Origin of the sequence: Enterococcus sp. AZ067, from assembly GCF_051715005.1 — a bacterium.
Taxonomy (GTDB): Bacteria; Bacillota; Bacilli; order Lactobacillales; family Enterococcaceae; genus Enterococcus_D; species Enterococcus_D casseliflavus.
This window is the reverse complement of sequence record NZ_JBIOSY010000001.1, coordinates 1,915,525-1,938,634: the sequence shown is the minus strand read 5'-3', so window position 1 is coordinate 1,938,634 and position 23,110 is coordinate 1,915,525. Positions and strand designations below refer to the sequence as shown.

Genomic DNA, 23,110 nt, shown 5'->3' with positions numbered 1-23,110 from the left:
CTCATCGTTTAAACAGAATCAAAGGAGGAATTCATTCATGATTATTCAATCCGAAAGAATCAGCTTAAAGCATCTTTTGACGGTCGAAGCATTGACGGACCGTGAAGTGATGGGACTCATCCGCAGAGGACAAGAATTCAAAAGAGGGGCGAAATGGATGCCCCAAAAAGAACAATATTTCGCAACAAATCTCTTTTTTGAGAACAGTACCAGAACCCACAAAAGCTTCGATGTTGCTGAGAAAAAACTAGGGATCGAAGTCATCGAATTTGAAGCCTCCACCAGTTCTGTTCAAAAAGGCGAGACCTTGTATGACACGGTCTTGACGATGTCGGCTTTAGGTGTAGACGTTGCGGTCATTCGCCACGGTGATGAAAATTACTACGACGCTTTGATCCAAAGCAAAACGATCCAGTGCAGTATCATCAATGGCGGGGACGGCAGCGGCCAACACCCAACGCAATGCTTGCTAGATCTGATGACGATCTATGAAGAGTTTGGGCATTTTGACGACTTGAAAGTCGCAATCGTAGGTGACATCACCCACTCACGGGTCGCAAAATCAAACATGCAAATGTTGAAGCGTCTCGGAGCGAAAGTCTTCTTCTCAGGTCCAAAGGAATGGTATGACGAAGAATTTGAAGTATACGGTCATTGGCTACCATTAGACGAATTGGTTGCAGAAGTCGATGTTATGATGATGCTTCGTGTCCAGCACGAGCGCCATGATGGAACGGAAAGCTTTTCCAAAGAAGAATACTTAAAAAATCACGGGTTGACCGTCGAACGGGCCGCAAGAATGAAAGAGCATGCGATCATAATGCACCCAGCGCCGGTCAATCGCGATGTGGAATTGGCTGATGCGCTAGTTGAAAGCTTACGCTCACGAATCATCACACAGATGTCCAATGGCGTCTTTGTTCGAATGGCGATTCTTGAAGCGGTGTTGAACGGTAAGGCCTAACAGGCAAAAAGGAAAGAATTAGAGGAGGAAGTTTACATGAAAACACTCATTAAAAACGGTAAAATCATCAAAAAAGACAATCACTGTGTTCCTGCAGCAATTTGGATCGAAGAAGGAATCATTCGCGGGATCGGTACAGCATTTCCCGAAACAGATTTTGACGAAGTCATCGATGCCAAAGAGCAATTGATCACGCCAGGTTTAGTGGATGTTCATGTACACTTCAGAGAACCAGGCTTTGAATACAAAGAAACAATTGAAACGGGCAGCATCGCAGCAGCTCGCGGTGGGTTCACGACAGTTTGCGCAATGCCAAACCTTGACCCAGTTCCCGATACACCGGAAAAATTAACAGCTGTTTACGAAAAAATCAACGCAGATGCGTCAATCAATGTCTTACAATACGCCCCGATCACAGAAAACTTACGCAGTGAAACGTTGACGGATGCAGCTGGAATGAAAGCTGCTGGCGCTTTCGCCTTGACGAACGATGGCGTGGGTGTTCAGACTGCTGGCACAATGTATCTGGCAATGAAGCAAGCAGCCGAAAATGACTTGGCCTTGGTTGCCCATACAGAAGATGACTCCTTACTCTTTGACGGCGTGATGCATGCTGGTAAAAAAGCAGAAGAACTTGGACTACCGGGGATCTTGAGTGTAACGGAAGCTTCTCAAATCGCTCGTGATGTACTTTTGGCGGAAGCAACGGGTGCTCATTACCATGTCTGCCATGTCTCGACCAAAGAAAGTGTTCGAGTGATCCGAGAGGCCAAAAAAGCTGGTATCCATGTGACAGCTGAAGTTTCTCCTCATCATTTGCTTCTAATCGATGAAGATATTCCTGCCGATGAAGGCTTTTGGAAAATGAACCCACCGTTACGTGGGCAAGAAGACCGTGAAGCGTTGATCGAAGGTCTGCTGGATGGCACGATCGATTGTATCGCGACGGATCATGCCCCACATGGCTATGAAGAAAAAATGCAAAGCTTTTTAAAAGCACCATTTGGCATCGTCGGATCAGAATATGCCTTCCAATTGTTGTACACTCATTTTGTCAAAACAGGACGCTTTACCTTGCAGCAACTAGTGGATTGGATGACCGTGAAACCAGCATCAATCTTTGGTCTAAGCGCCGGAACGATGATGGTCGGAGACAAAGCCGATCTCGCAATTTTTGACTTAGAATCAGCTTATAACGTGGATCCTAAGCAATTTCTATCAAAAGGAGTCAATACGCCTTTCGGTGGATGGACGTTATATGGGGATACAAGTTATACATTTGTAAATGGAAAATTAGTATGGCAAAAAGGTGGGCAATAATATGAAACGTTGGCTTATTTTAGAAGATGGAACATACTTTGAAGGCGAAGGCTTTGGTGCCAGTATCAATGTTTTTGGTGAGATTGTTTTTACCACCAGCATGACGGGCTATCAAGAAGCCATTACGGATCAAAGCTTTAACGGACAAATCATTACGTTTACGTATCCGATGGTTGGAAATTACGGCGTCAACCGAGACGACTACGAATCAATTTCACCGACTTGTAAAGGGGTCGTTGTGAAAGAACACGCGCGTCTAGCGTGCAATTGGCGGAAACAGCTGACGTTAGATGAATTTTTAAAACGCAAAAATATTCCAGGGATCGCAGGAATCGATACACGCGCGCTGACAAGAAAGATCCGTCAACATGGGACCATGAAAGCGAGTATCGTTGATGCAGGAGATGTCTTTGACCATGCCTTTGATCAATTAAAAGCGGCGGTTTTACCAACCAATCAAGTGGCACAAGTTTCTACCTCAAAACCTTATCCAAGTCCTGGAACGGGTCGCAATATCGTGGTCATCGACTTCGGCTTGAAGCACAGTATTTTACGGGAGTTGTCACGCCGCAACTGCAATTTAACGATTTTGCCATACAATACGACAGCGCAAGAAATTTTAGACCTCGCACCAGATGGTGTAATGCTGACAAATGGACCGGGTGATCCTAAAAGCTTGCCAGAAGCAATTAAAATGATACAAGGGATTCAAGGCAAGGTACCGATCTTCGGGATTTGTTTAGGCCATCAGCTCTTCTCATTAGCGAATTGGGCAGATACCTATAAAATGAAGTTCGGTCACCGCGGATTGAACCATCCGGTAAGAGAGATCGCCACTGGTCGGATCGATTTTACCTCACAAAACCATGGCTTTGCTGTGGATGAAGCATCCATCGATCCTGAAAAACTAATGGTGACACACGTCGAAGTGAACGATGGCACGATCGAAGGGGTTCGTCATCGCCGCTACCCAGCATTCAGTGTCCAATACCACCCAGATGCGGCACCGGGCCCGCATGATGCGGTCCACTTATTTGACGAATTTTTAGAGATGATCGATGCATGGAAGGAGCAGAACTAATATGCCAAAACGTACAGATATCAAGAAAATCATGGTAATCGGTTCTGGACCGATTATTATAGGACAAGCGGCAGAGTTTGATTATGCCGGTACACAAGCTTGTTTAGCTTTACGAGAAGAAGGCTACGAAGTGGTGTTAGTCAATTCGAATCCCGCAACGATCATGACGGACAAAGAAATTGCTGACAAAGTCTACATTGAACCAATCACATTTGAGTTTGTCTCACGGATTTTACGTAAAGAACAGCCTGATGCAATTTTACCGACATTAGGCGGACAAACGGGCTTGAATATGGCGATGGAATTAGCCAACTCAGGTATTTTGGATGAATTAGGAATTGAGTTGCTAGGAACCAAATTAGCAGCAATCGACCAGGCAGAAGACAGAGATTTATTCAAACAATTAATGGAAGAATTGGATCAACCGATCCCAGAATCAGAAATCGTGTCAACGGTGGAAGCAGCAGTTGAATTTGCGAAAAAAATCGGCTTTCCAATCATTGTTCGTCCAGCATTTACGCTAGGGGGAACGGGCGGCGGCATGTGTAACAATGAAGAAGAACTTCGCCAAATCGCTGAAAACGGCTTGAAGCTCTCGCCAGTGACCCAATGCTTGATTGAACGGAGTATTGCTGGATATAAAGAGATTGAATATGAAGTGATGCGAGATTCTGCTGACAACGCGATCGTCGTTTGTAATATGGAAAACTTCGATCCAGTTGGTATCCACACCGGCGATTCCATCGTCTTTGCGCCGAGCCAAACTTTGTCAGACCATGAATACCAAATGTTACGGGATGCCTCATTAAAAATCATCCGCGCGTTAAAAATCGAAGGTGGCTGTAACGTTCAATTGGCGCTTGATCCTCATAGCTTCAACTACTATGTCATTGAAGTAAATCCACGGGTCTCACGTTCCTCTGCGTTAGCAAGTAAAGCTACAGGGTACCCGATTGCCAAACTGGCAGCGAAAATTGCCGTCGGTTTAACATTGGATGAAATGAAAAATCCAGTCACAGAAACGACGTATGCAGAATTTGAACCCGCCCTTGACTATGTCGTCGCAAAAATTCCTCGCTGGCCGTTTGACAAGTTTGAAACTGGGGAACGTCGATTAGGAACACAAATGAAAGCGACTGGTGAAGTGATGGCGATCGGTCGTAATATTGAAGAGTCATTATTAAAAGCCGTTCGTTCATTGGAGATCGGCACACACCATATCGAAATGAAAGAATTAGAAGCTCTTTCTGACAATGATCTGATGGAAAAAGTCATCAAGGCGCAAGATGATCGCCTATTCTACGTCATGGAAGCCATCCGAAGAGGGTACACCATCGAAGATTTGAACGAAATGACGAAAATCGACTTGTTCTTCTTGGATAAGATGCTTCACATCTTTGAGATCGAACAAGCATTAGCAAACGAACCACATTCCCTTGATGTGTTGAAAAAAGCCAAGCAAAACGGCTTTACGGATAAAAAGATTGCTGAGCTGTGGGAAACCACGGAAGCTGAGATCCGCACGCTGCGTCATGAGCAAAAGATTTTGCCCGTCTACAAAATGGTAGATACATGTGCCGCAGAATTTGAATCAGCAACACCTTATTTCTACAGTACCTATGAGTTTGAGAATGAAAGCAAGCGCAGTGAAAAAGAATCTGTTCTTGTCCTAGGTTCTGGACCGATCCGAATCGGACAAGGGGTGGAGTTCGACTATGCAACAGTGCACTCGGTGAAAGCGATCCAAGCTGCTGGCTATGAAGCGATCATCATGAATAGTAATCCTGAAACGGTTTCGACTGACTTTTCTATCTCCGACAAGCTGTACTTTGAACCATTGACCTTAGAGGATGTCTTACACGTCATCGATTTGGAACAACCCATTGGGGTCATCGTCCAATTTGGCGGGCAAACGGCGATCAACTTAGCAGAGCCTTTAGTAAAAGCTGGGGTCAAAATCTTAGGCACCAGCATTGAAGATCTTGATCGTGCCGAAAATCGTGATCTCTTTGAGCAAGCATTACAAGCGCTAGATATTCCGCAACCACCAGGGGATACAGCGACGAACGAACAAGAAGCGATCGCCATCGCTCAAGAAATCGGCTATCCTGTTTTAGTCCGCCCAAGTTATGTCTTAGGGGGACGTGCGATGGAAATCGTGGAAAACCAAGCCGATTTAGAAGATTATATGCGTCATGCAGTGAAAGCATCACCAGAACATCCTGTTTTGGTCGATCGTTACTTGGTCGGTAAAGAATGTGAAGTCGATGCTATCTGTGACGGCAAAACTGTTTTGATACCTGGAATCATGGAACATATCGAGCGTGCAGGGGTCCATTCAGGAGATTCAATGGCGGTCTATCCACCGCAAAATCTTTCGGATGAACTAATTGTTACGATCGAAGAATATACCAAACGCTTGGCATTAGGTTTAAATTGTATCGGTATGATGAATATCCAATTTGTCATCCATGAGAACAAAGTGTATGTCATTGAAGTAAATCCTCGTGCTAGCCGAACCGTACCATTTTTAAGCAAGGTAACAGAGATCCCAATGGCACAAATTGCCACGAAGGCGATTCTCGGGGAAGAGATCACAGCGTTAGGTTATCAAGACGGACTTGCCCCAACACCAAATGAAGTACACATCAAAGCACCTGTCTTCTCCTTTACAAAACTTTTAAAAGTCGATACTTACTTAGGCCCTGAAATGAAATCAACGGGTGAAGTAATGGGATCAGACAAAGATTTGGCAAAAGCACTTTATAAAGCTTTTGAGGCATCAGGCCTGCATATTCCTGAATTTGGAAAAGCACTTTTCACCGTTGCAGACGAAAGCAAAGAAGAGGCAGCAGCACTGGCAGCGCGTTTCGTAGAGGTCGGCTTCACCTTATTGGCTACCAATGGAACCGCCGATTACTTTGAAGAAAAAGGACTACAAGTGACTCGGGTTGCCAAGATTTCCGAACAGCAAGCAGAAGAAACGGTTGTTGATTTGATCCGTAAAGGAACGACCCAAGTAGTAGTCAATACCATGGACAAAGATCGCCAAAATGCAACGGAAGACGGATTTATCATCCGCCGAGAAGCGGTGGAACATGGTGTACCGACCTTTACTTCTCTTGATACAGCGGATGCGATTCTAAAAGTGATGGAATCCCGCAGTTTTTCAACGAAAGCAATTTAACGCAGATAAAGGAGTTTTTTGATGAAGCAAGAAATCATGACCATCAGCAAACAGCGTCAACTGGCACCGCGGATTTTTGAAATGACATTGACGGGTGAATTAGTCAATGAGATGAGGACCCCAGGGCAATTTCTACACCTGCGGGTTCCTCAAAATGCCTTTCTTCTTCGCCGACCGATCAGTATCAATCATATCGATGCTGAGAAAAAAGAATGCCAAATCATTTATCGGGTCGAAGGAGATGGCACAAGAATTTTTTCAGAAATGACTGTTGGTGATCCAATCGATGTGATGGGGCCGTTAGGAAATGGGTTTCGCTATCATCATTTAAACCAAGGGGACACTGCATTTATCGTAGGGGGCGGTATCGGTGTACCGCCGCTCTATGAATTATCGAAACGCCTGACGCAACAAGGCGTCCACGTCATTCACTTTTTGGGCTTTGCCAGCAAAGACGTCATGTATTATGAAGAGGAATTTCGCGCACTGGGAGATACGAGGATCGCTACCGATGATGGCAGCGCGGGTTTACAAGGAAATGTTGGCAACCTGTTATTAGCTGCAGAGCAAACACCTGCGGCGGTCTTTGCTTGCGGAAATAACGGTCTTTTAAAAACCACCGCCCAGCTTTTCGAAGACCTTCCAGATGTTCAATTATCCATGGAGGCGCGAATGGCTTGCGGGATGGGTGCCTGTTATGCCTGTGTTTGCCATACGAAAGATGATGAACAAGGCACAAAAAGTGTCAAAGTTTGTGACGAAGGGCCTGTATTTCAGGCGAGAAAGGTGGTCATTTAATGTCGATCAATGTCGAGCTACCAGGATTGAGTCTAAAAAATCCGATCATGCCTGCCAGCGGCTGTTTTGGGTTTGGTGCAGAATATGATAAATATTATGACATCAGTCAATTAGGTGCGGTGATGATCAAAGCGACCACACCTGAACCACGTTTTGGCAATCCGACCCCAAGGGTAGCAGAAACGCCTAGCGGTATGTTAAATGCCATCGGGTTGCAAAATCCTGGGTTAGAAGCGGTCATGAATCAAATTTTACCCGACTTAGCTCAAAAACACCCCGATTTGCCAATCATCGCGAATGTTGCCGGTTCGACCGTCGAAGATTATGTTCTTGTGTGTCAGGAAATCAGTCAGGTAGAAAATGTCAAAGCGATCGAATTGAATATCTCTTGCCCGAACGTCAAGCATGGCGGCATCACGTTCGGAACCGATCCTGTGGTTGCTGGTGCATTGACTGAAGCGGTCAAAAAAGTCTCGCAAGTGCCGATCTATGTCAAACTTTCGCCGAATGTGACGGATATCGTCCCGATTGCGCAAGCGATCGAAGCAGGCGGCGCCGACGGGTTTACGATGATCAATACACTTTTAGGCATGCGGATCGATCTAAAAACACGGAAACCAATTTTAGCTAACCAAACGGGGGGCTTGTCTGGTCCGTCAATCAAACCAGTGGCGATTCGCCTGATCAAACAAGTGGCGCAAGTTTCTCAATTACCAATTATTGGCATGGGGGGCGTGATGTCAGTGGATGATGTCCTTGAAATGTATCTGGCAGGTGCTAGTGCTGTTGCAGTCGGAACCGCAAACTTTACTGATCCTTACATTTGCCCAAAGTTGATTGAAGAATTGCCTATACGAATGGCAGAATTAGGAATCCCTTCTTTGGAACAGCTGATAAAAGAAGTGAGAGAGGAGCACATGTGATGAGTGAACGGCCAATTATTGCCTTAGATTTTCCTAACAAACAGGCTATTGAAACTTTTTTAGCGCAATTTCCTATGGAGGAAAAGTTGTTTGTGAAAGTGGGAATGGAGATTTTCTACCAAGAAGGACCAGCGATCGTTACTTGGTTAAAAGACTGTGGTCATGATATTTTTTTAGATTTAAAACTACATGATATTCCCAATACAGTAGGACGAGCAATGGAACGCTTAGCTTCTTTAGGTGTGGCTTTGACGAATGTTCATGCAGCCGGTGGGATCGAAATGATGACTGCTGCTAAAAAAGGCCTGCAGCAAGGAACCCCCGCAGGGCACAAAGTTCCTGATTTGATTGCAGTTACCCAATTGACCTCCACTAGTGAGGCACAAATGCATCATGATCAGCAGATCATGACGTCACTGCAAGAAAGTGTCATGCATTACGCCACTTGTGCCCAAAAAGCTGGGTTAGACGGTGTTGTTTGCTCCGCTCACGAAGCAAAGCAGATCAAACAAAGGACAACGGATGCCTTCATACGCTTGACGCCTGGTATCCGACCAGCTGGCAGTGAAGTTGGTGATCAAAAACGGATCATGACACCTGCACAAGCTCGTAAAGCAGGGGCTACCATGATCGTTGTGGGACGTCCAATCACCCAATCTAAGGTACCGTATGAAAGTTATCTGCAAATAAAACAAGAATGGAAGGAAGCTAGCCAATGAAAGAACAATCCAATCAAATCGCCAAAGATCTTTTAGACATCGAGGCGATTTTCTTACGACCGAATGAACCATTTACTTGGGCAAGCGGCATCAAAAGCCCTATTTACTGCGACAATCGAATTACTATGAGTTATCCACATGTACGTCGCGCCATTGCGAAAGGCTTAGCTGCAGTCATCAAAACGACTTACCCAGAAGCAGAAGTGATTGCAGGGACCGCAACAGCTGGGATTCCCCATGCTGCATGGGTCGCTGAATTGTTAGATTTGCCAATGGTTTATATTCGCAGCAAAGCAAAAGAACACGGTAAAGGCAATCAAATTGAAGGGCGTATTCAACCAAATCAAAAAATGGTCGTCATTGAAGATTTATTGTCAACAGGTGGCAGTGTCTTAGAAGCTTGTGAAGCAGCCAAAAGAGAAGGAGCCGATGTATTAGGCGTCGCTGCGATCTTTACTTACGAGCTGCCTCAAGTCCAAGGAAATTTTGATCAAGCAGGTTTATCCTATGTGACTTTGACAAACTATACAGCGTTGATCGAGTCGGCTTTAGAAACGGGTGCTATTCAAGAATCTGATGTTGCCCTGTTACAAGAGTGGCGTAAAGATCCTGCTGCTTGGTTGAGTGAATAAGGAATTGAAATAAGAAACGGATATGTGAGGGAATGACCAAGCATATTCGTTTTATTTTTACCTATTTTCTGATAGCATTGGGAGAAAGTTTTTTGATAGGAAGGGCTATACCTTGCTGTCAACTTGAATTAGGAGGCTGTTTTTTTTGAAAAGAAATATGGACGTTCCCTGGAGTTATTCCGGAGACAATGGACCTGAACATTGGCACACTTTGTGCGACTGGTATGCACAAGGTGCCGAATTTCCTTACCAATCCCCAATCGCTTTAGTCCACGATGAGACCGAAGAACCCATCGATCAGGACTTGGCTTTTCACTATAAACGAGAGCGGTTCACGGAAAAAGAATTCAAAAATACGATTCACTTCGTTCCTTATAACAAAGAAAGCTATGTCACATTTAAAGGGATCAACTACTATTTGACGGATATTCATTTTCACATGCCATCTGAACACATTATCGATGACGAGCAGCAAGAGTTAGAGTTTCACCTCGTTCATATGAATGATGACGGAGAAAACTTGGTGGTGGGTATCTTATTCAAACTGACGGATAAACTCAACTGGATCTGCAATCAGCAAGACGACAGCATCTGGGACTTTGAGAACCACACCCAATGGTTTGATCCGAGCATGTTCTTGCCAGAACGTACCCACCATTTTCATTATGTTGGTTCCTTGACGACCCCACCAACGAAAGGGCCAATCAACTGGTTTGTCTTTGACTGGATTGGGGAGATGAGCCGTCGCTTCATTTTAGAATTCCGCGAAGAAGTATTAGAAAATAATAATCGCCCATTACAAGACCGCAAAGATCGGCCTATTTATTTCTATTGATTTATAAAAATGGTTCCTTTTACGTATTTTTTTCGGACTTCTCTTCTGATTATCCTATAAAACCCGACGTAGTGGGAACCTTCAAGCAATACAATAGTTTAAAACGAACGGAAAAAAAGACGAGAATCCTCGTCTTTTTTTTATTTTCATAGGCATCGAGCACAAAGACTATGCTAAACTAATCAATAAGCAGGTTTTAAGTATTCGTTTTATTGTGAAATAAAACACAATTGAATCAATTGAAAAAGAGCAGACACGGTAAAGCTTTTTTAGCGAATTATTTTATAGTAAAAGAAAGGAAATTCATATGCATGCATGGGAGGCAATCCAAAAATCAATCGATTATATTGAAGACAATCTTACCGAGCCGTTAGAGATCGAAACGTTGGCGCAAGTTGCATCATTGTCCGTTTTTTATTATCAGCGCTTATTCACTCGTTTGGTTAAAATTTCTGTTAGGGAATATATAAAACTGCGTCGTTTGGCAAGAGGTGCGCTTTTATTGAAAAACCAAAAGAAGCGAGTCATTGATGTCGCTTTTGAAGTCGGCTTTAGCAGTCATGCCGTTTTTTCAAGAACGTTTAAAACGGTCTATAGAATTTCACCCTCGCTTTATCAGAAAAAGCCCATTGGCTTACAAAACTTTGATAAGCCAGATCTTTCATTAGGCTATATTGTGACGGAAGAGGGTATCCCATTGATCAGTGAAGGGGTTGTTTTAGAAATCCAGAAAAAAAGCAATCCGCATCCACTGGTCTTCTATGGGATCGTCGGTTACTACCCATTCAACTATGGGAAAATGCTAGGGCAACGAACAGGGATCGACCCGATTGAAGAAATTTGGCATAAATTTCTTCAAAAGATTGCCAATCAACCGGGAAAAGCCAACTACCAGATCGGTGTTTCGTTTCCAGGAGATGCGCCAGAAGGCTATTCGAGTTACTTTGTTGGCCAAGTAGGTGATGACTCACAGGGATCGACCTTCAGTGAATGGACGCTACCGGCTCGGGATTACGTTGTTTGCAGTTTTGATACGATTTCAGAGCAACTGATCATCAATATGGGGAAGGCGATGCGCTATACCCGTTTCTGGTTAAAGAAGAAGGGGTGGATTGCTGAGGATTTTTTCCCTGAGCTTTATCAAGGAAGAGAAAATCATGTCGTTCATGTTGAATTATGGATTCCTTTTAAAAAAAGAAGTGAGATGTAAGGAGGAACAGTACAATGACTCAGTTTGAAGAAGGAGTAAAACTACTTGAAGAAAAATTCGGACATTTTAAAGACAATGTGATCGCCCTTGCCACGACTGCTTGTAACGAGAATGACAAGGGAGAAACACAGCCAGTCGTCCGAGAAGTAGATGCTTTTTATGAAGACGGCGTTTTTTACGTGTCAACTCATGAGCAATCAAACAAAATGAAGCAAATCAGTAAGAATTCAGCAGTTGCGATTGCTGTCAGTGGTGAATGGTTTACTGCGATCGGTCAAGGAGAGAATTTAGGGTGGGTGCTAGACCCTAAAAATGCAGAATTAAGAAGCAAAATTCGCAAAGCCTTTGTCTGGTACGACGAAGTTAACAATGAGGATGATAAAGGCTGTTGTTTTCTAGCGATCCGTTTGACCAAAGGAACGTTGAATATCAATCACTGGGAAAAGCTGTATCATTTTGATTTTGAGAAGAAAGTCACTATGGAGGATGGCGGGATTTATTAGCCAGCAGAGCCTATTAGCCGCAAGTGATGTTCAATTGCCATTCTAGCGGATCTAGCAGATATGTTGATGGCTGAATTCTGAGAAGGCTTGCCTTTTGTGATACAAGCTAAGCAAAATTGTTGCTGAAAGAGCAGTAGATAGAACGAAAAAGCATAAAAACCGATCACAAGCGCGTGCCTCTTCGCAGCGCTTGTGATCGGTTTTTTGATTGATTGCTTTATGATTTTTGATCCGAATAAACTTAGAAACAGCTAGGACTGTTTTAATCTCAAAATTCCCTCATCAGGTGTCACAAAAAGTGTTTTTTGATTCTCATAAATGACGAATCCAGGCTTGGCACCATTCGGTTTCCGAATATGTTTGACTTGCACGTAGTCCACTGGTACTTGGGCAGATTGACGATATTTTGAGAAATATGCGGCAAGCTCTGCAGCTTCCATTAAGGTTGTCTCACTAGGATCATCCGAACGAATGATGACATGAGAGCCAGGAATATTTTTGGTATGCAGCCAGATATCACTCTTACGAGCTGTTTTTAAGGTCAGTTGGTCATTTTGTAAATTGTTTTTTCCGACGAAAATTTCAGTTCCGTCTGAAGAAAGAAATCGTTCTGGTTGCGAAGGAGCAGCTTTTTTACGCTGTTTCGCCCGATTTTTGACATAGCCTTGTGCGATCAGTTCTTCCCGAATAACCGCCAGATCCATGGGAGAGGCTATTTCTAATTGGGCTAACACGGATTCGAGATACGCGATTTCTTCTTTCGTTTCGGCAATCTGTTGATGGATCAGTTTCACTGCATTTTTTAATTTCTGGTAACGTTGAAAATATTTCTGAGCATTTTGATTGGGAGAAAGAGCAGGATCGAGTTTGATCGTCAAAAGTCGATTCTCATCATAGTAATTTTCCAAATCAACTGATGTAGCACCACGGGGGACTTGATTCATAAAGGTCGTCAAAAGCTCACCTTTTTGACGGAATTCTTCGGCGTTTTCTGAATCGATCAACGTTTGTTGGCGTTTCTTTAACTTCAATTGATTCCGTTTCAGTTCATTCTCAATCTTCTTTAGTAATTCGCCACCTTGTTGTTTGACCCGATCTCTTTCCGCCTTGTCGTGATAAAACGCATCTAAAAGCTCGCTCAGACTCTGATAATGGGTGACAGTGGTGGTCGCATCGATCAATGATGGATAGGGAATTGGTGTAAAATATTCCTTTTTCTCTGACTGGAGATAACTTGGTGCTAGCTCCTGGGTAAGCTCTGTAAAGAAAGCTTCCCACTGACGCAGTTTTTCATTGGGATTGGCATTGATTCGAGCGATCAATTCTTCTGCTGTATCGCGGCCTAAGCCTTGGAATCGTTGTTGAAGTTCTTTTGCCGTCAATGGATCAAGAGTAGATAATTCTTCAAAAATCTTGGTGCGAGAGGCTGTGAAAGGATTAAGCGTCGATTGCTTTGGTGGTGCAACATAGACAGCACCTGGCAATAAGGTACGATACGTATTTTGTGAATGACCAATGTGTTTGATCGTATCGACGATTTTTCCGCTCGTCTTATTCATTAATAAAATCGTACTGTGACGGCCCATTAGTTCGACGATCAAGACGAGGGCTTGCAAATCACCTAATTCATCTCGTCGCGTGAAATGAAAATGGATCACACGGTCATTGTCGATTTGTTCGATTGATTCTAAGATCGCCCCTTCTAAATATTTCCGTAGCATCATCAAGAAATTCGGTGGGGTTTCTGGATTGCTATAGGCGATCGTTGTGCATTGTACACGAGCATAGGTGGGGTGTGCGGATAGCAAAAGTTTGTGATTTTTCCCTTGGGAACGGATCACAAATACGACCTCATTTTCATAAGGTTGATGAATTTTGTTTACACGTCCACTGGTTAATTGATTTTGTAATTCTTTGACCATTAAATGGGTAAAGACACCATCAAAAGACATATTGTTTCCCTCTTTTCTTTTAAGGATAGTTTGACTGAGGGATTGATCCTTCCAATGTCAAATATTCCTATCTATTATACCGAAGAATCCAAAGAAAAGCCATGGCAGCTAGCTTTCCTTTTTCTTGGTAGGTTGGTGATCGGTGGTTTGCAGTGCACGCTCGATTTCCTTATTCAAGAAATAAGAGATGACTGTCCGAATAATAACGACGGCAGCTAGACGTACGATGTCTTCGAAAGTAGGGTGGATGATCGTCTCAATAATATCTGCTGCAATCAAGATCTCCAGACCTAATAAGACATAGCTCCCTAAATAATTGCGGATAAAATTATTCTCTCTGGCTGCCACCAATCGATCCTTTTCTGTTAATTCGTAGCGCACAAAGTCAATGCCTGCGATCAATACACCCCAAACGATGACAAAAATGGAGAGAAAGTTCAAACAGACAACGATGAAATCGAAGATTGGATTGGCTCCAGTCATCAATGAATCAGCTAGATTATGCATAATGACTCCTTTACCGTTTTCTTTTATCTTACCGAATTATCGAAGAAATGTGAAGTTTCTTGACGTTCTAGGAGGGAATTGATAGTATGAATTAATAGTAGGATTTTTAAAAAAGGTGGGCAAATTATGGAACAAGTTAGGAACTTTGTTCATTACACGAAAGAAAAAATAGTTGAAAGCTGGCAAGCTTTTTTAGATGATCTTTATCGCGATCAGAAAAAAACGATTTTCACGCTGATCGGGGGAATTCTTTTCGCACTGGTCTTCGCAGGTTTGATCGTCTTTTCTCAAAATCGTATCAATGCTTCTTTAGTGGATCGGATCGCTTTTGACAAGCTGCCGTCAGAAAAAGTACAGCCATTGCCTTATCTGACTGCAGACAAGACGATTCGTGAAACACGAGCGATCTCGGTGATGTTTAGTAAGCCCAACGGACCTCAACTCGATCAAGTATTTGATCTGATCCAAGCGCAAGAAGATGAGCTGAATCGGACATTTTTTTATTATCCAATCGTCTATGATGCGGCTTTTTTCTCCAATGAATACAGCGTTGATCCTGATAAAGTGACGTTTGTTTTTTATGAAGAAGGGGTTGAGAAAAATCGCTTTACCTTTGATTCATTTGAGCAGCCAACGACGGAATTCATCCCAGAATTGAATCGTTTACCGATGTGGACGATTCGTTCTTCTGCCAATGATCGATAAAAAAATCTGACAATTTGACAGAAAATTGTTGACGTTTTTTTATCAATAAGCTAAACTGAATTCAATCAAGAAAGAAAACAAGTTGAGAAGGAGGAACAATCATGAAACTATTTATTCCATTGCAAGTGAAATCATGGCAAAACTGGCGTAGATAGTTGTATTGATGGGACCTCATTCCATAGATACAACTTTTTAGAGAACCTTCTAAAGTGCTGTATCTATGCTGGTAGTTGAATTTATCGCCGCATAGGACAAGCTTCTATGCGGCTTTTGCTTACTTGCAATTGCCGTCACATAGGCAGTTGCTTTTTTTGTTCTCAAAAACCATAAAATGAAAAACACGAAAAACGTAAGCAGAAAAGGAGAATGAAAAATGAAAAACAAGGGATTAATTGCATCGGTTGCCGTTATTTTATTATTTTTAGGAGCGACATTTGTCTATCAGTTAGGAATGAGAAGTGGGACCAATCAAGCTAGTGAGACTTCGGAACCAGTAGAAAAAGCTGAAAAAACAGTCGGGATCCTACAATTTGTCAGTCATGAAGCACTGGATGCGATCACCGAGGGGATCAAAGAAGGCCTTAAAGAATCAAGCTATACCGAAGGGGACAACTTGACGATCGAATTCCAGAACGGTCAAGCGGATCAAAGCAAATTGGCAACGATGAGCCAGCAGCTGCTAAATAAAGATGCCGACGTTTTGGTTGGGGTAGCAACACCCGCAGCACAAGCGTTGGCGAATGTCACTCAGGATGTACCGATCGTTTTAGGAGCGGTCACTGATCCAGTTGGGGCAAATCTGGTGGCAGATATGGATCAACCCGGCGGCAATATCACTGGTGTTTCCGATAAAGCACCAGTTGCTGCACAAATCAAACTAGCAAAAGATTTGCTGCCAGAGGCAAAAACAGTCGGTATTTTGTATTCTTCGACCGAAGACAATTCGAAATACCAAGTGGCAGAAGCAGAAGCTGCTGCCGAAGAAAATGGCTTGATCAGCAAATCGTATGCCGTTCCTTCAAGTAATGAAATTGCGCAAATGGTGCAAGTGATGGCACGGGAAGTCGATTTTATCTATATTCCGTTAGACAATACGATCGCAAATGCTATGCAGACCGTAGTTCAAGAAGCCAATAAATCAAAAACACCAATCATTACTTCCGTAGACACGATGGTGGAACAAGGCGGTTTGGCAACGGTCGGACAAGATCAATTTACGATAGGCGTGGAAACTGGGAAGATGGTGGCAGCAATTCTTGATGGGACAGCAGAACCTGCGACAACACCGATCTATACATTCAGCGATGGCGAAACGATCATCAATGAAACTCAGGCGCAGTTATTGGGCATCACTATCCCAGAAAACCTCAAAGACGAGGCGAAACTGATTACAACGACGCCAGAAAGCGAAGCAAGTGACGAGTAACAACCAAGAACGGCGACCACCTGCGATCATCGAGAGGGTCTTGAAAGAGAAAACTTGTAAGAATATGGAGGAAGAATGATGATTGTTTCAGCAATAGGGCAAGGACTACTTTGGGGAATCCTGGGATTAGGGATTTTTATGACCTATCGAATTTTGAATTTCCCGGATATGACGACGGAAGGGTCCTTTCCGTTAGGCGGTGCTGTCTGTGTGACAGCGATCACCCATGGGGTGTCGCCCGTCTTAGCGACTTGTTTAGGAGTATTGGCTGGGATGTGTGCGGGCTGTGTGACAGGACTTCTTTATACAAAAGGCAAAATCCCCGTGATTTTAGCTGGAATCTTGGTGATGTCTTCATTGAACTCGGTCATGCTGTTTGTGATGCGCTCACCCAACCTCTCTTTATTAAACCAACCGAAGATTCAAGATTTTTTTACTAGAATGAATTTACCGAACTATTATGATACGGTGATCATTGGATTGATCATGGTCTTGTTGATCGGAGGCGTCTTGGTTTACTTTTTCCATACGAATTTGGGTCAAGCTTACATCGCTACAGGGGATAATGAGCATATGGCAAAATCGATGGGGATCAATACCGATCGAATGAAAATCATTGGATTGATCGTCTCCAATGGCGTGATCGCACTCTCAGGCGCATTGATTGCGCAAAATGACGGCTATGCCGACATTAGCAAAGGTATCGGTGTTATCGTTATCGGACTGGCGTCAATCATCATTGGTGAAGTGTTATATGGGGAACTGACCTTGCTGGAACGTTTGATCGCTATTGTGATCGGCAGCATTATTTACCAATTATTGATCCTATTTGTGATCAAAGCTGGATTTGATACGACCTACTTGAAGATCTTCTCTGCAATCGTCTTGACGATCTGCTTGTTGATCCCTCAATTTAAACAAGCCTTGCATCTACGCACTGGTTTTGAAACGGAGGACGAATAATGTTAGCCTTAAAAAAAGCCTTTAAAGTTGTCGGCAACGGACCAAATGAGAAAAAAGTACTCTTGAATAAAATCGATCTTTCTTTAAAGCCAGGAGAATTTGTCACGGTCGTTGGAGGAAACGGCGCCGGCAAAAGCACGTTATTCAACTGCATCTCAGGCACCATGCCCTTGACGAGTGGGCAAGTGATGATCGATGATCAAAATGTGACTACACTTTCGGAAGAAAAACGCGCACGCTTTTTGGCGCGGGTTTTCCAAGATCCGAAAATGGGCACTGCTCCCCGTATGACAGTGGCAGAAAATCTGCTGTTAGCACAAAAAAGAGGGCAAAAACGGTCACTTGGTCTTCGACAACTCCAAGGACAAAGGGAAATGTTCTTTGCGCTTTGTAAAGAAATCGGCAACGGGTTGGAAAATCATTTGGATACGCCAACGGGCAGTTTATCTGGTGGTCAACGACAGGCACTAAGTTTATTGATGGCAACGATCCAAACTCCAAAACTGTTGTTGCTAGATGAACATACGGCTGCGTTAGATCCAAAGACCTCCAAACAGCTGATGCAAATCACTGCAAAACGCGTGGAAGAACAAAACCTGACCTGTCTAATGATCACCCATCGGATGGAAGATGCATTAAAATACGGAGACCGCTTGATCCTGCTCAGAAAAGGGGAGATCGTCAAAGATCTTTCAGCAGAGGAAAAAGCGCAATTAAGCTTACCTGAACTATTATTGTTCTTTGAGGATGACTTATAAACCCTTGATAGAACAGTGTTTTCAAAAAAAACAATCAAATAAATGAAAAAAATAAGAAAAAATCATTGACATCTTTCAAAGTTAAACCTATACTTAGGTCAATCTTACATCAGTTTGGAGCGAACGACTATGCAAAAATTATTGCTAACGAACCCCACACAACTGAATAAATATTACTTTAGCTATTTTAGATAGGTTTGTATTCATGAAGGCATGGGTACAAACGCTAAGTTTGTATCTATGATGGCTAGAGCATTTCGTAATGAATTCGCAGCCACGTAGATCGTAAAATCTATAGTGGCTATTTTTTATATTCACATATCGGCTCTGTCGTTATGTAATGTTTGAAGGTGTTCACTGTAGATTCTTAAATTTACGGTGGACATCTTTTTTTGTTGAAAGGAATGAACCAGATGAAACAAATGATAACCGGACACACACGGTTGGCGGCACTATTTGCCAAACCAGCCAAACACAGCATCTCTCCAGCGATGCACAATCTTTCTTTTGAAGAACAAGGGATCGACGCCGTGTATCTGGCCTTTGATGTTGAGCCGGATGATTTAGCCGCTAGTATCCAAAGCATCCGTCAGTTGGACCTCTTAGGTGTCAATTTATCGATGCCTCATAAAATGGCGGCTGTAGCGCTGATGGATGAATGTTCACCAGCAGCCGAGTTGATCGGCGCAATCAATACGATCGTCAATCAAGAAGGTCGCTTGATTGGGCACAATACAGACGGCATCGGCTTTATGCGAGCTCTTGAGGACATTCAAGTATCCATCATTGGCGACACCATGACGGTGATTGGAGCTGGTGGAGCGGCGACAGCGATCATTAGCCAAGCCGCACTAGACGGCGTCAAAACGATCCATGTCTTTAACCGCAAGGATGAGTTTTATCCAATCATCCAAGAAAAATTAACACAGATTGCACAAAAAACAGCTTGTGAAATTACCTTAACCGACTTAGAAGATCAGATGGCTTTAAAAACAGCCATCGATCAAAGCAGCTTATTGGTAAATGCCACGGGCGTGGGAATGAAACCAAATGATACCGTAAGTCCTCTGAAAGATAAAACACTCCTGCGGGAATCATTAGCTGTCTATGATGTCATCTATAATCCAAGAGAAACGCAGCTTTTGAAAGATGCGAAAGCAGTCGGCGCCAAAACTGCAAACGGCTTAAGCATGCTACTCTATCAAGGTGCAGCCGCATTTGAACTTTGGACTGGCAAAGCGATGCCTGTTGAAAAAGTCAAAGCACTCATCGAATCCATGTAAAAAATAAAAAACAGAAAAAAACGAAAGTAGGAAGAAAAAATGATCGTAATTATGAAACCAGGCGCTACGCCAGAACAAGTTGAAGTTGTTGTAACAAGAATCAAAAAAGAAGGCTTAGATGTTCAAGTCAACCAAGGAAAAGAACAGGTCGTTATCGGCTTAAAAGGGGATACCCGCCGCATCCAAGATGTTGCTTTTCGCAGCTACGAGGGTGTCGAAGATGCCATTCGGATCTCAAACACCTACAAATTGACCTCTCGTGAGTTCCATCCGCAAGATACGGTTGTGGATGTAGATGGCGTGAAAATCGGTGACGGCAACTTTGTTACGATGGCTGGTCCATGTTCGATTGAAGGCTTAGACCAAATTCGTGAATGTGCCCGAATCGCTAAAGCTGGTGGTGCACAAATCTTACGTGGTGGTGCCTTCAAACCACGCACGTCGCCATACGCATTCCAAGGGCTGGAAGAAGAAGGGCTAAAATACATTCGTCAAGCAGCGGATGAAACGGGCATGAAAGTCATCACAGAAGTCATGGACGAAGGACATATCGATATGGTTGCGGAATACAGTGATATTTTGCAGATTGGTGCTCGGAACATGCAAAACTTCAAATTGCTAGCTGCCGTTGGGAAAACTGGGAAACCAATTGGCCTTAAACGAGGCATCTCTGGCACGATCGACGAATGGTTGAATGCAGCGGAATACATCGCCGTTCAAGATAAAAGTGAAGTGATTTTCATTGAACGTGGGATCCGAACTTACGAAACAGCAACCCGTAATACCTTTGATCTAAGTGCGGTACCAATCATCAAAAAACTGAGCCACTTCCCAATAATCGTTGATCCTAGTCATGGGACAGGTATCTGGGATCTCGTACCGCCTATGGCTAGAGCGGGTGTTGCTGCTGGCGCCGATGGAATGATCGTTGAGATCCATCCAGATCCAGCCAATGCTTGGTCTGATGGTCCTCAATCACTTAATGAAAAAACGTACATGAACATGATGAAAGAAGTCCATATCATGGAAAAAGCGATGAAAGAAATCAAAGCGTTGCAAGACTAAGCGTCAAGACAACCAATAAAAGAGGTGCAAAAATCAATGTTACACATTCATTTAGAAGAACATTCCTATGATATCCTCATCAAACGAGGGGCGTTTCAAAAAGTCGGAACCTGGGTGCAACAGTTGTGGGACAAACAGCGTATTGCCGTCATTACAGACAGCAACGTCGCACCCCTGTATGGCGGACAAATCGTCGATTCCTTAACCGCTGCAGGGTTTGAGGCAACACTGTTAGTCGTACCAGCTGGCGAAAAAAGCAAATCACTAGAGCAAGCAGCTAATTTATATGATGGTCTTGCCCAACTCGGAATGACCAGAAGCGATGGGATCATTGCCCTTGGTGGCGGTGTGATTGGTGATCTTGGAGGATTTGTTGCTTCTACTTATATGCGCGGCATTGATTTCTTGCAGATTCCAACGACGTTATTGGCACAGGTGGATTCAAGTATCGGCGGAAAAACTGCTGTAAATACTGGCAGTGCCAAGAATCTCGTCGGGACATTTGCACAACCAGCCGGTGTAATGATCGATCCAGATTTACTTACAAGTTTGCCCCTCAAACGCGTCCAAGAAGGCATTGCTGAAATCATCAAGTCAGCTGCTATTGCAGATCCTGAGCTTTGGCAAACGTTAGCAGGTTTGAAAGATGAAGTCGATCTTTTGGCACATGCTGAGAAAGTAATCACTGCTTCTTTAAAGGTAAAACAAAAAGTAGTAGAAGAAGATCCTTTTGATCATGGCAGTCGTCTGACACTGAACTTCGGTCATACGATCGGGCATGGCTTAGAAAGAACAGCCGCGTTTGACACCAGTCATGGGGAAGGGGTTGCAATGGGGATGATCATGATCACCCGTCATGCAGAAGCCATCGGATTAACACCAAAAGGTACGACCCAGCAGCTTACAGAAATGGTTGAGAAGTTTCATTTGCCGATCACACCAAGTGAAATAGATAAAGAGCAATTATACCAAGCAATCACTCATGATAAAAAAGCCCGTGGGCAACAATTGAAGATTATTCTATTAGAAGCGATCGGACAGGCGAAAATCGTGACGATCCCGACTGAAAAAATCAAAGACTACCTATTATAAGAAAGGAAGGTAACGGATCATGCGTTATATTACAGCAGGCGAATCACATGGACCAGAGTTGACCGCCATTATCGAAGGTTTACCGGCAGGATTGCCATTAACAGCAGAAGACATTAATTTTGAATTAGCGAGACGACAAACCGGCTATGGTCGCGGGGGACGGATGCTGATTGAAAAAGACCAAGTCCGTATCACTTCGGGTATCCGTCATGGAAAAACACTAGGCTCTCCTGTAACTTTAGTGGTTGAGAATAAAGATTGGAAAAACTGGACCAAGGTCATGGCGATCGAAGAGGTACCAGAAAAAGACCGCAAACTACGACGAGTGGCACGACCAAGACCTGGTCATGCTGACTTAGTCGGCGGCATGAAATACCATCATCAAGATTTACGAAACGTTTTAGAACGCTCATCTGCTCGTGAAACGACCATGCGGGTAGCCATCGGAGCAATCGCGAAGAAAATTTTAAAGGAGCTTGGCATCGATGTGGCGGGTCATGTAACAATGTTAGGCGGCATCAAAGCGGAAATTCCTGAAGGGTTGACCGTCAAAGAAATCGCAGAACGCTCTGAAGCTTCAGAAGTAAGGGTGTTAGATCCGTCAGTCGAAGAAGAAATCAAGCAGCTGATCGATCAAACGAAGAAAAATGGCGATACGATCGGCGGTGTAGTGGAAGTACTTGTTGGCGGCGTTCCTGCTGGTTTAGGCAGTTACGTGCAATGGGACAAAAAACTTGATGCGAAAATCGCCCAAGCCGTGGTCAGCATCAATGCCTTTAAAGGTGCTGAGTTCGGCGTTGGCTTTGAGGCTGGTGTTTTGCCAGGCTCCAAAGTCATGGATGAGATTTTATGGGACGAACAACGAGGCTATACCCGTCGCAGCAACAACCTTGGCGGGTTTGAAGGCGGCATGACGAACGGTGAACCAATCGTGGTTCGTGGTGTTATGAAGCCGATCCCGACCTTGTACAAGCCCTTGCAAAGTGTGGATATCGACAGCAAAGAACCGTATAAAGCAAGCGTCGAACGCTCAGATAGCACCGCTGTACCAGCAGCCAGCGTTGTTTGTGAGAGTGTGGTGGCGACAGTGGTGGCCAATGAACTATTAGAAAAGTTCCCAAGTGATTCATTCGCAGAATTGACCGCATCTGTTCAGGCGTATCGAGAATACTTGTTAACCTACTGAT

General features: G+C 43.7%; 21 protein-coding genes. 19 read left to right on the top strand and 2 right to left on the bottom strand.

Features of this window, described 5'->3' with window-relative positions; translation table 11 throughout:
• Window positions 1-37: 37 nt before the first annotated feature.
• The 11 genes from IGI82_RS09150 (at window position 38) to IGI82_RS09100 (ending at window position 12,172) form a co-directional block, all read left to right on the top strand.
• On the top strand, window positions 38-964 hold the full coding sequence (locus tag IGI82_RS09150; RefSeq protein WP_005235988.1) for an aspartate carbamoyltransferase catalytic subunit: 927 nt from the start codon (window positions 38-40) through the stop codon (window positions 962-964).
• A gap of 36 nt (window positions 965-1,000) precedes the next feature.
• Window positions 1,001-2,284, top strand: coding sequence for a dihydroorotase (locus IGI82_RS09145; RefSeq protein ID WP_438842089.1), 1,284 nt, complete (start codon window positions 1,001-1,003; stop codon window positions 2,282-2,284).
• A 1-nt stretch (window position 2,285) separates the two neighbouring features.
• The gene (locus IGI82_RS09140) at window positions 2,286-3,365 is read left to right on the top strand and encodes a carbamoyl phosphate synthase small subunit (RefSeq protein ID WP_438842088.1); all 1,080 of its coding nucleotides are present in this window, start codon (window positions 2,286-2,288) and stop codon (window positions 3,363-3,365) included.
• A gap of 1 nt (window position 3,366) precedes the next feature.
• Window positions 3,367-6,552 carry a carbamoyl-phosphate synthase large subunit gene (gene carB, locus IGI82_RS09135; protein WP_221693087.1) on the top strand — a complete coding sequence of 1,062 codons (3,186 nt, stop codon included), beginning with the start codon at window positions 3,367-3,369 and terminating at the stop codon, window positions 6,550-6,552.
• Between the two features lie 21 nt (window positions 6,553-6,573).
• The gene (locus IGI82_RS09130) at window positions 6,574-7,350 is read left to right on the top strand and encodes a dihydroorotate dehydrogenase electron transfer subunit (protein ID WP_438842087.1); all 777 of its coding nucleotides are present in this window, start codon (window positions 6,574-6,576) and stop codon (window positions 7,348-7,350) included.
• On the top strand, window positions 7,350-8,273 hold the full coding sequence (locus IGI82_RS09125; RefSeq protein WP_438842086.1) for a dihydroorotate dehydrogenase: 924 nt from the start codon (window positions 7,350-7,352) through the stop codon (window positions 8,271-8,273). The genes IGI82_RS09130 and IGI82_RS09125 overlap by 1 nt, the downstream gene beginning before the upstream one ends.
• A complete protein-coding gene (gene pyrF, locus IGI82_RS09120; RefSeq protein ID WP_087627526.1) occupies window positions 8,273-8,992 on the top strand; it encodes an orotidine-5'-phosphate decarboxylase in 720 nt (239 codons plus the stop codon). The genes IGI82_RS09125 and pyrF overlap by 1 nt, the downstream gene beginning before the upstream one ends.
• Window positions 8,989-9,624: an orotate phosphoribosyltransferase gene (pyrE, locus tag IGI82_RS09115; RefSeq protein ID WP_438842085.1), complete on the top strand. Its 636-nt coding sequence runs from the start codon at window positions 8,989-8,991 to the stop codon at window positions 9,622-9,624. The genes pyrF and pyrE overlap by 4 nt, the downstream gene beginning before the upstream one ends.
• Before the next feature lie 157 nt (window positions 9,625-9,781).
• Window positions 9,782-10,459 carry a carbonic anhydrase family protein gene (locus IGI82_RS09110; RefSeq protein ID WP_017144366.1) on the top strand — a complete coding sequence of 226 codons (678 nt, stop codon included), beginning with the start codon at window positions 9,782-9,784 and terminating at the stop codon, window positions 10,457-10,459.
• A gap of 307 nt (window positions 10,460-10,766) precedes the next feature.
• The gene (locus IGI82_RS09105; protein ID WP_438842084.1) at window positions 10,767-11,669 is read left to right on the top strand and encodes a helix-turn-helix domain-containing protein; all 903 of its coding nucleotides are present in this window, start codon (window positions 10,767-10,769) and stop codon (window positions 11,667-11,669) included.
• A gap of 14 nt (window positions 11,670-11,683) precedes the next feature.
• Window positions 11,684-12,172, top strand: coding sequence for a pyridoxamine 5'-phosphate oxidase family protein (locus IGI82_RS09100; RefSeq protein WP_060791939.1), 489 nt, complete (start codon window positions 11,684-11,686; stop codon window positions 12,170-12,172).
• 251 nt (window positions 12,173-12,423) lie between these two features.
• On the opposite strand, the gene efbA is transcribed toward IGI82_RS09100, so the two are convergent.
• Together efbA and IGI82_RS09090 are read right to left on the bottom strand one after the other, a co-directional pair.
• On the bottom strand, window positions 12,424-14,124 hold the full coding sequence (gene efbA, locus IGI82_RS09095) for a fibronectin-binding protein EfbA (protein WP_438842083.1): 1,701 nt from the start codon (window positions 14,122-14,124) through the stop codon (window positions 12,424-12,426).
• A 108-nt stretch (window positions 14,125-14,232) separates the two neighbouring features.
• Window positions 14,233-14,631, bottom strand: coding sequence for a DUF1622 domain-containing protein (locus IGI82_RS09090; protein WP_016609320.1), 399 nt, complete (start codon window positions 14,629-14,631; stop codon window positions 14,233-14,235).
• Window positions 14,632-14,757: 126 nt separating this feature from the next.
• On the opposite strand from IGI82_RS09090, the gene IGI82_RS09085 reads away from it, so the two are divergent.
• The 8 genes from IGI82_RS09085 to aroC all read left to right on the top strand — a co-directional run bounded on the left by IGI82_RS09085 (window position 14,758) and on the right by aroC (window position 23,109).
• The gene (locus IGI82_RS09085) at window positions 14,758-15,336 is read left to right on the top strand and encodes a hypothetical protein (protein WP_010748364.1); all 579 of its coding nucleotides are present in this window, start codon (window positions 14,758-14,760) and stop codon (window positions 15,334-15,336) included.
• A gap of 373 nt (window positions 15,337-15,709) precedes the next feature.
• Window positions 15,710-16,762, top strand: coding sequence for a tryptophan ABC transporter substrate-binding protein (gene trpX / locus IGI82_RS09080; RefSeq protein ID WP_438842082.1), 1,053 nt, complete (start codon window positions 15,710-15,712; stop codon window positions 16,760-16,762).
• A gap of 78 nt (window positions 16,763-16,840) precedes the next feature.
• Entirely contained in the window at window positions 16,841-17,725 is an 885-nt protein-coding gene (locus IGI82_RS09075) for an ABC transporter permease (protein ID WP_010748362.1), read from the top strand.
• On the top strand, window positions 17,725-18,483 hold the full coding sequence (locus IGI82_RS09070; RefSeq protein WP_005226102.1) for an ABC transporter ATP-binding protein: 759 nt from the start codon (window positions 17,725-17,727) through the stop codon (window positions 18,481-18,483). Before IGI82_RS09075 ends, IGI82_RS09070 begins: the two co-directional genes overlap by 1 nt.
• 413 nt (window positions 18,484-18,896) lie before the next feature.
• On the top strand, window positions 18,897-19,766 hold the full coding sequence (locus IGI82_RS09065) for a shikimate dehydrogenase (protein WP_015509715.1): 870 nt from the start codon (window positions 18,897-18,899) through the stop codon (window positions 19,764-19,766).
• 39 nt (window positions 19,767-19,805) lie between these two features.
• Window positions 19,806-20,831 (top strand): 3-deoxy-7-phosphoheptulonate synthase, encoded by a 1,026-nt coding sequence (aroF, locus tag IGI82_RS09060; protein ID WP_005226100.1) that lies wholly within the window; start codon window positions 19,806-19,808, stop codon window positions 20,829-20,831.
• A 36-nt stretch (window positions 20,832-20,867) separates the two neighbouring features.
• On the top strand, window positions 20,868-21,923 hold the full coding sequence (aroB, locus tag IGI82_RS09055) for a 3-dehydroquinate synthase (protein WP_015509713.1): 1,056 nt from the start codon (window positions 20,868-20,870) through the stop codon (window positions 21,921-21,923).
• A gap of 19 nt (window positions 21,924-21,942) precedes the next feature.
• On the top strand, window positions 21,943-23,109 hold the full coding sequence (gene aroC / locus IGI82_RS09050; protein ID WP_005226098.1) for a chorismate synthase: 1,167 nt from the start codon (window positions 21,943-21,945) through the stop codon (window positions 23,107-23,109).
• The last annotated feature ends 1 nt before the right edge of the window (window position 23,110 follow it).

Excerpts from the sequence above, each read along its gene's own strand:
- IGI82_RS09150 (WP_005235988.1), top strand. The coding sequence starts at position 38 with ATGATTATTCAATCCGAAAGAATCAGCTTAAAGCATCTTTTGACGGTC.
- IGI82_RS09145 (WP_438842089.1), top strand. The coding sequence starts at position 1,001 with ATGAAAACACTCATTAAAAACGGTAAAATCATCAAAAAAGACAATCAC.
- IGI82_RS09140 (WP_438842088.1), top strand. The coding sequence starts at position 2,286 with ATGAAACGTTGGCTTATTTTAGAAGATGGAACATACTTTGAAGGCGAA.
- carB (WP_221693087.1), top strand. The coding sequence starts at position 3,367 with ATGCCAAAACGTACAGATATCAAGAAAATCATGGTAATCGGTTCTGGA.
- IGI82_RS09130 (WP_438842087.1), top strand. The coding sequence starts at position 6,574 with ATGAAGCAAGAAATCATGACCATCAGCAAACAGCGTCAACTGGCACCG.
- IGI82_RS09125 (WP_438842086.1), top strand. The coding sequence starts at position 7,350 with ATGTCGATCAATGTCGAGCTACCAGGATTGAGTCTAAAAAATCCGATC.
- pyrF (WP_087627526.1), top strand. The coding sequence starts at position 8,273 with ATGAGTGAACGGCCAATTATTGCCTTAGATTTTCCTAACAAACAGGCT.
- pyrE (WP_438842085.1), top strand. The coding sequence starts at position 8,989 with ATGAAAGAACAATCCAATCAAATCGCCAAAGATCTTTTAGACATCGAG.
- IGI82_RS09110 (WP_017144366.1), top strand. The coding sequence starts at position 9,782 with ATGGACGTTCCCTGGAGTTATTCCGGAGACAATGGACCTGAACATTGG.
- IGI82_RS09105 (WP_438842084.1), top strand. The coding sequence starts at position 10,767 with ATGCATGCATGGGAGGCAATCCAAAAATCAATCGATTATATTGAAGAC.
- IGI82_RS09100 (WP_060791939.1), top strand. The coding sequence starts at position 11,684 with ATGACTCAGTTTGAAGAAGGAGTAAAACTACTTGAAGAAAAATTCGGA.
- efbA (WP_438842083.1), bottom strand. The coding sequence starts at position 14,124 with ATGTCTTTTGATGGTGTCTTTACCCATTTAATGGTCAAAGAATTACAA.
- IGI82_RS09090 (WP_016609320.1), bottom strand. The coding sequence starts at position 14,631 with ATGCATAATCTAGCTGATTCATTGATGACTGGAGCCAATCCAATCTTC.
- IGI82_RS09085 (WP_010748364.1), top strand. The coding sequence starts at position 14,758 with ATGGAACAAGTTAGGAACTTTGTTCATTACACGAAAGAAAAAATAGTT.
- trpX (WP_438842082.1), top strand. The coding sequence starts at position 15,710 with ATGAAAAACAAGGGATTAATTGCATCGGTTGCCGTTATTTTATTATTT.
- IGI82_RS09075 (WP_010748362.1), top strand. The coding sequence starts at position 16,841 with ATGATTGTTTCAGCAATAGGGCAAGGACTACTTTGGGGAATCCTGGGA.
- IGI82_RS09070 (WP_005226102.1), top strand. The coding sequence starts at position 17,725 with ATGTTAGCCTTAAAAAAAGCCTTTAAAGTTGTCGGCAACGGACCAAAT.
- IGI82_RS09065 (WP_015509715.1), top strand. The coding sequence starts at position 18,897 with ATGAAACAAATGATAACCGGACACACACGGTTGGCGGCACTATTTGCC.
- aroF (WP_005226100.1), top strand. The coding sequence starts at position 19,806 with ATGATCGTAATTATGAAACCAGGCGCTACGCCAGAACAAGTTGAAGTT.
- aroB (WP_015509713.1), top strand. The coding sequence starts at position 20,868 with ATGTTACACATTCATTTAGAAGAACATTCCTATGATATCCTCATCAAA.
- aroC (WP_005226098.1), top strand. The coding sequence starts at position 21,943 with ATGCGTTATATTACAGCAGGCGAATCACATGGACCAGAGTTGACCGCC.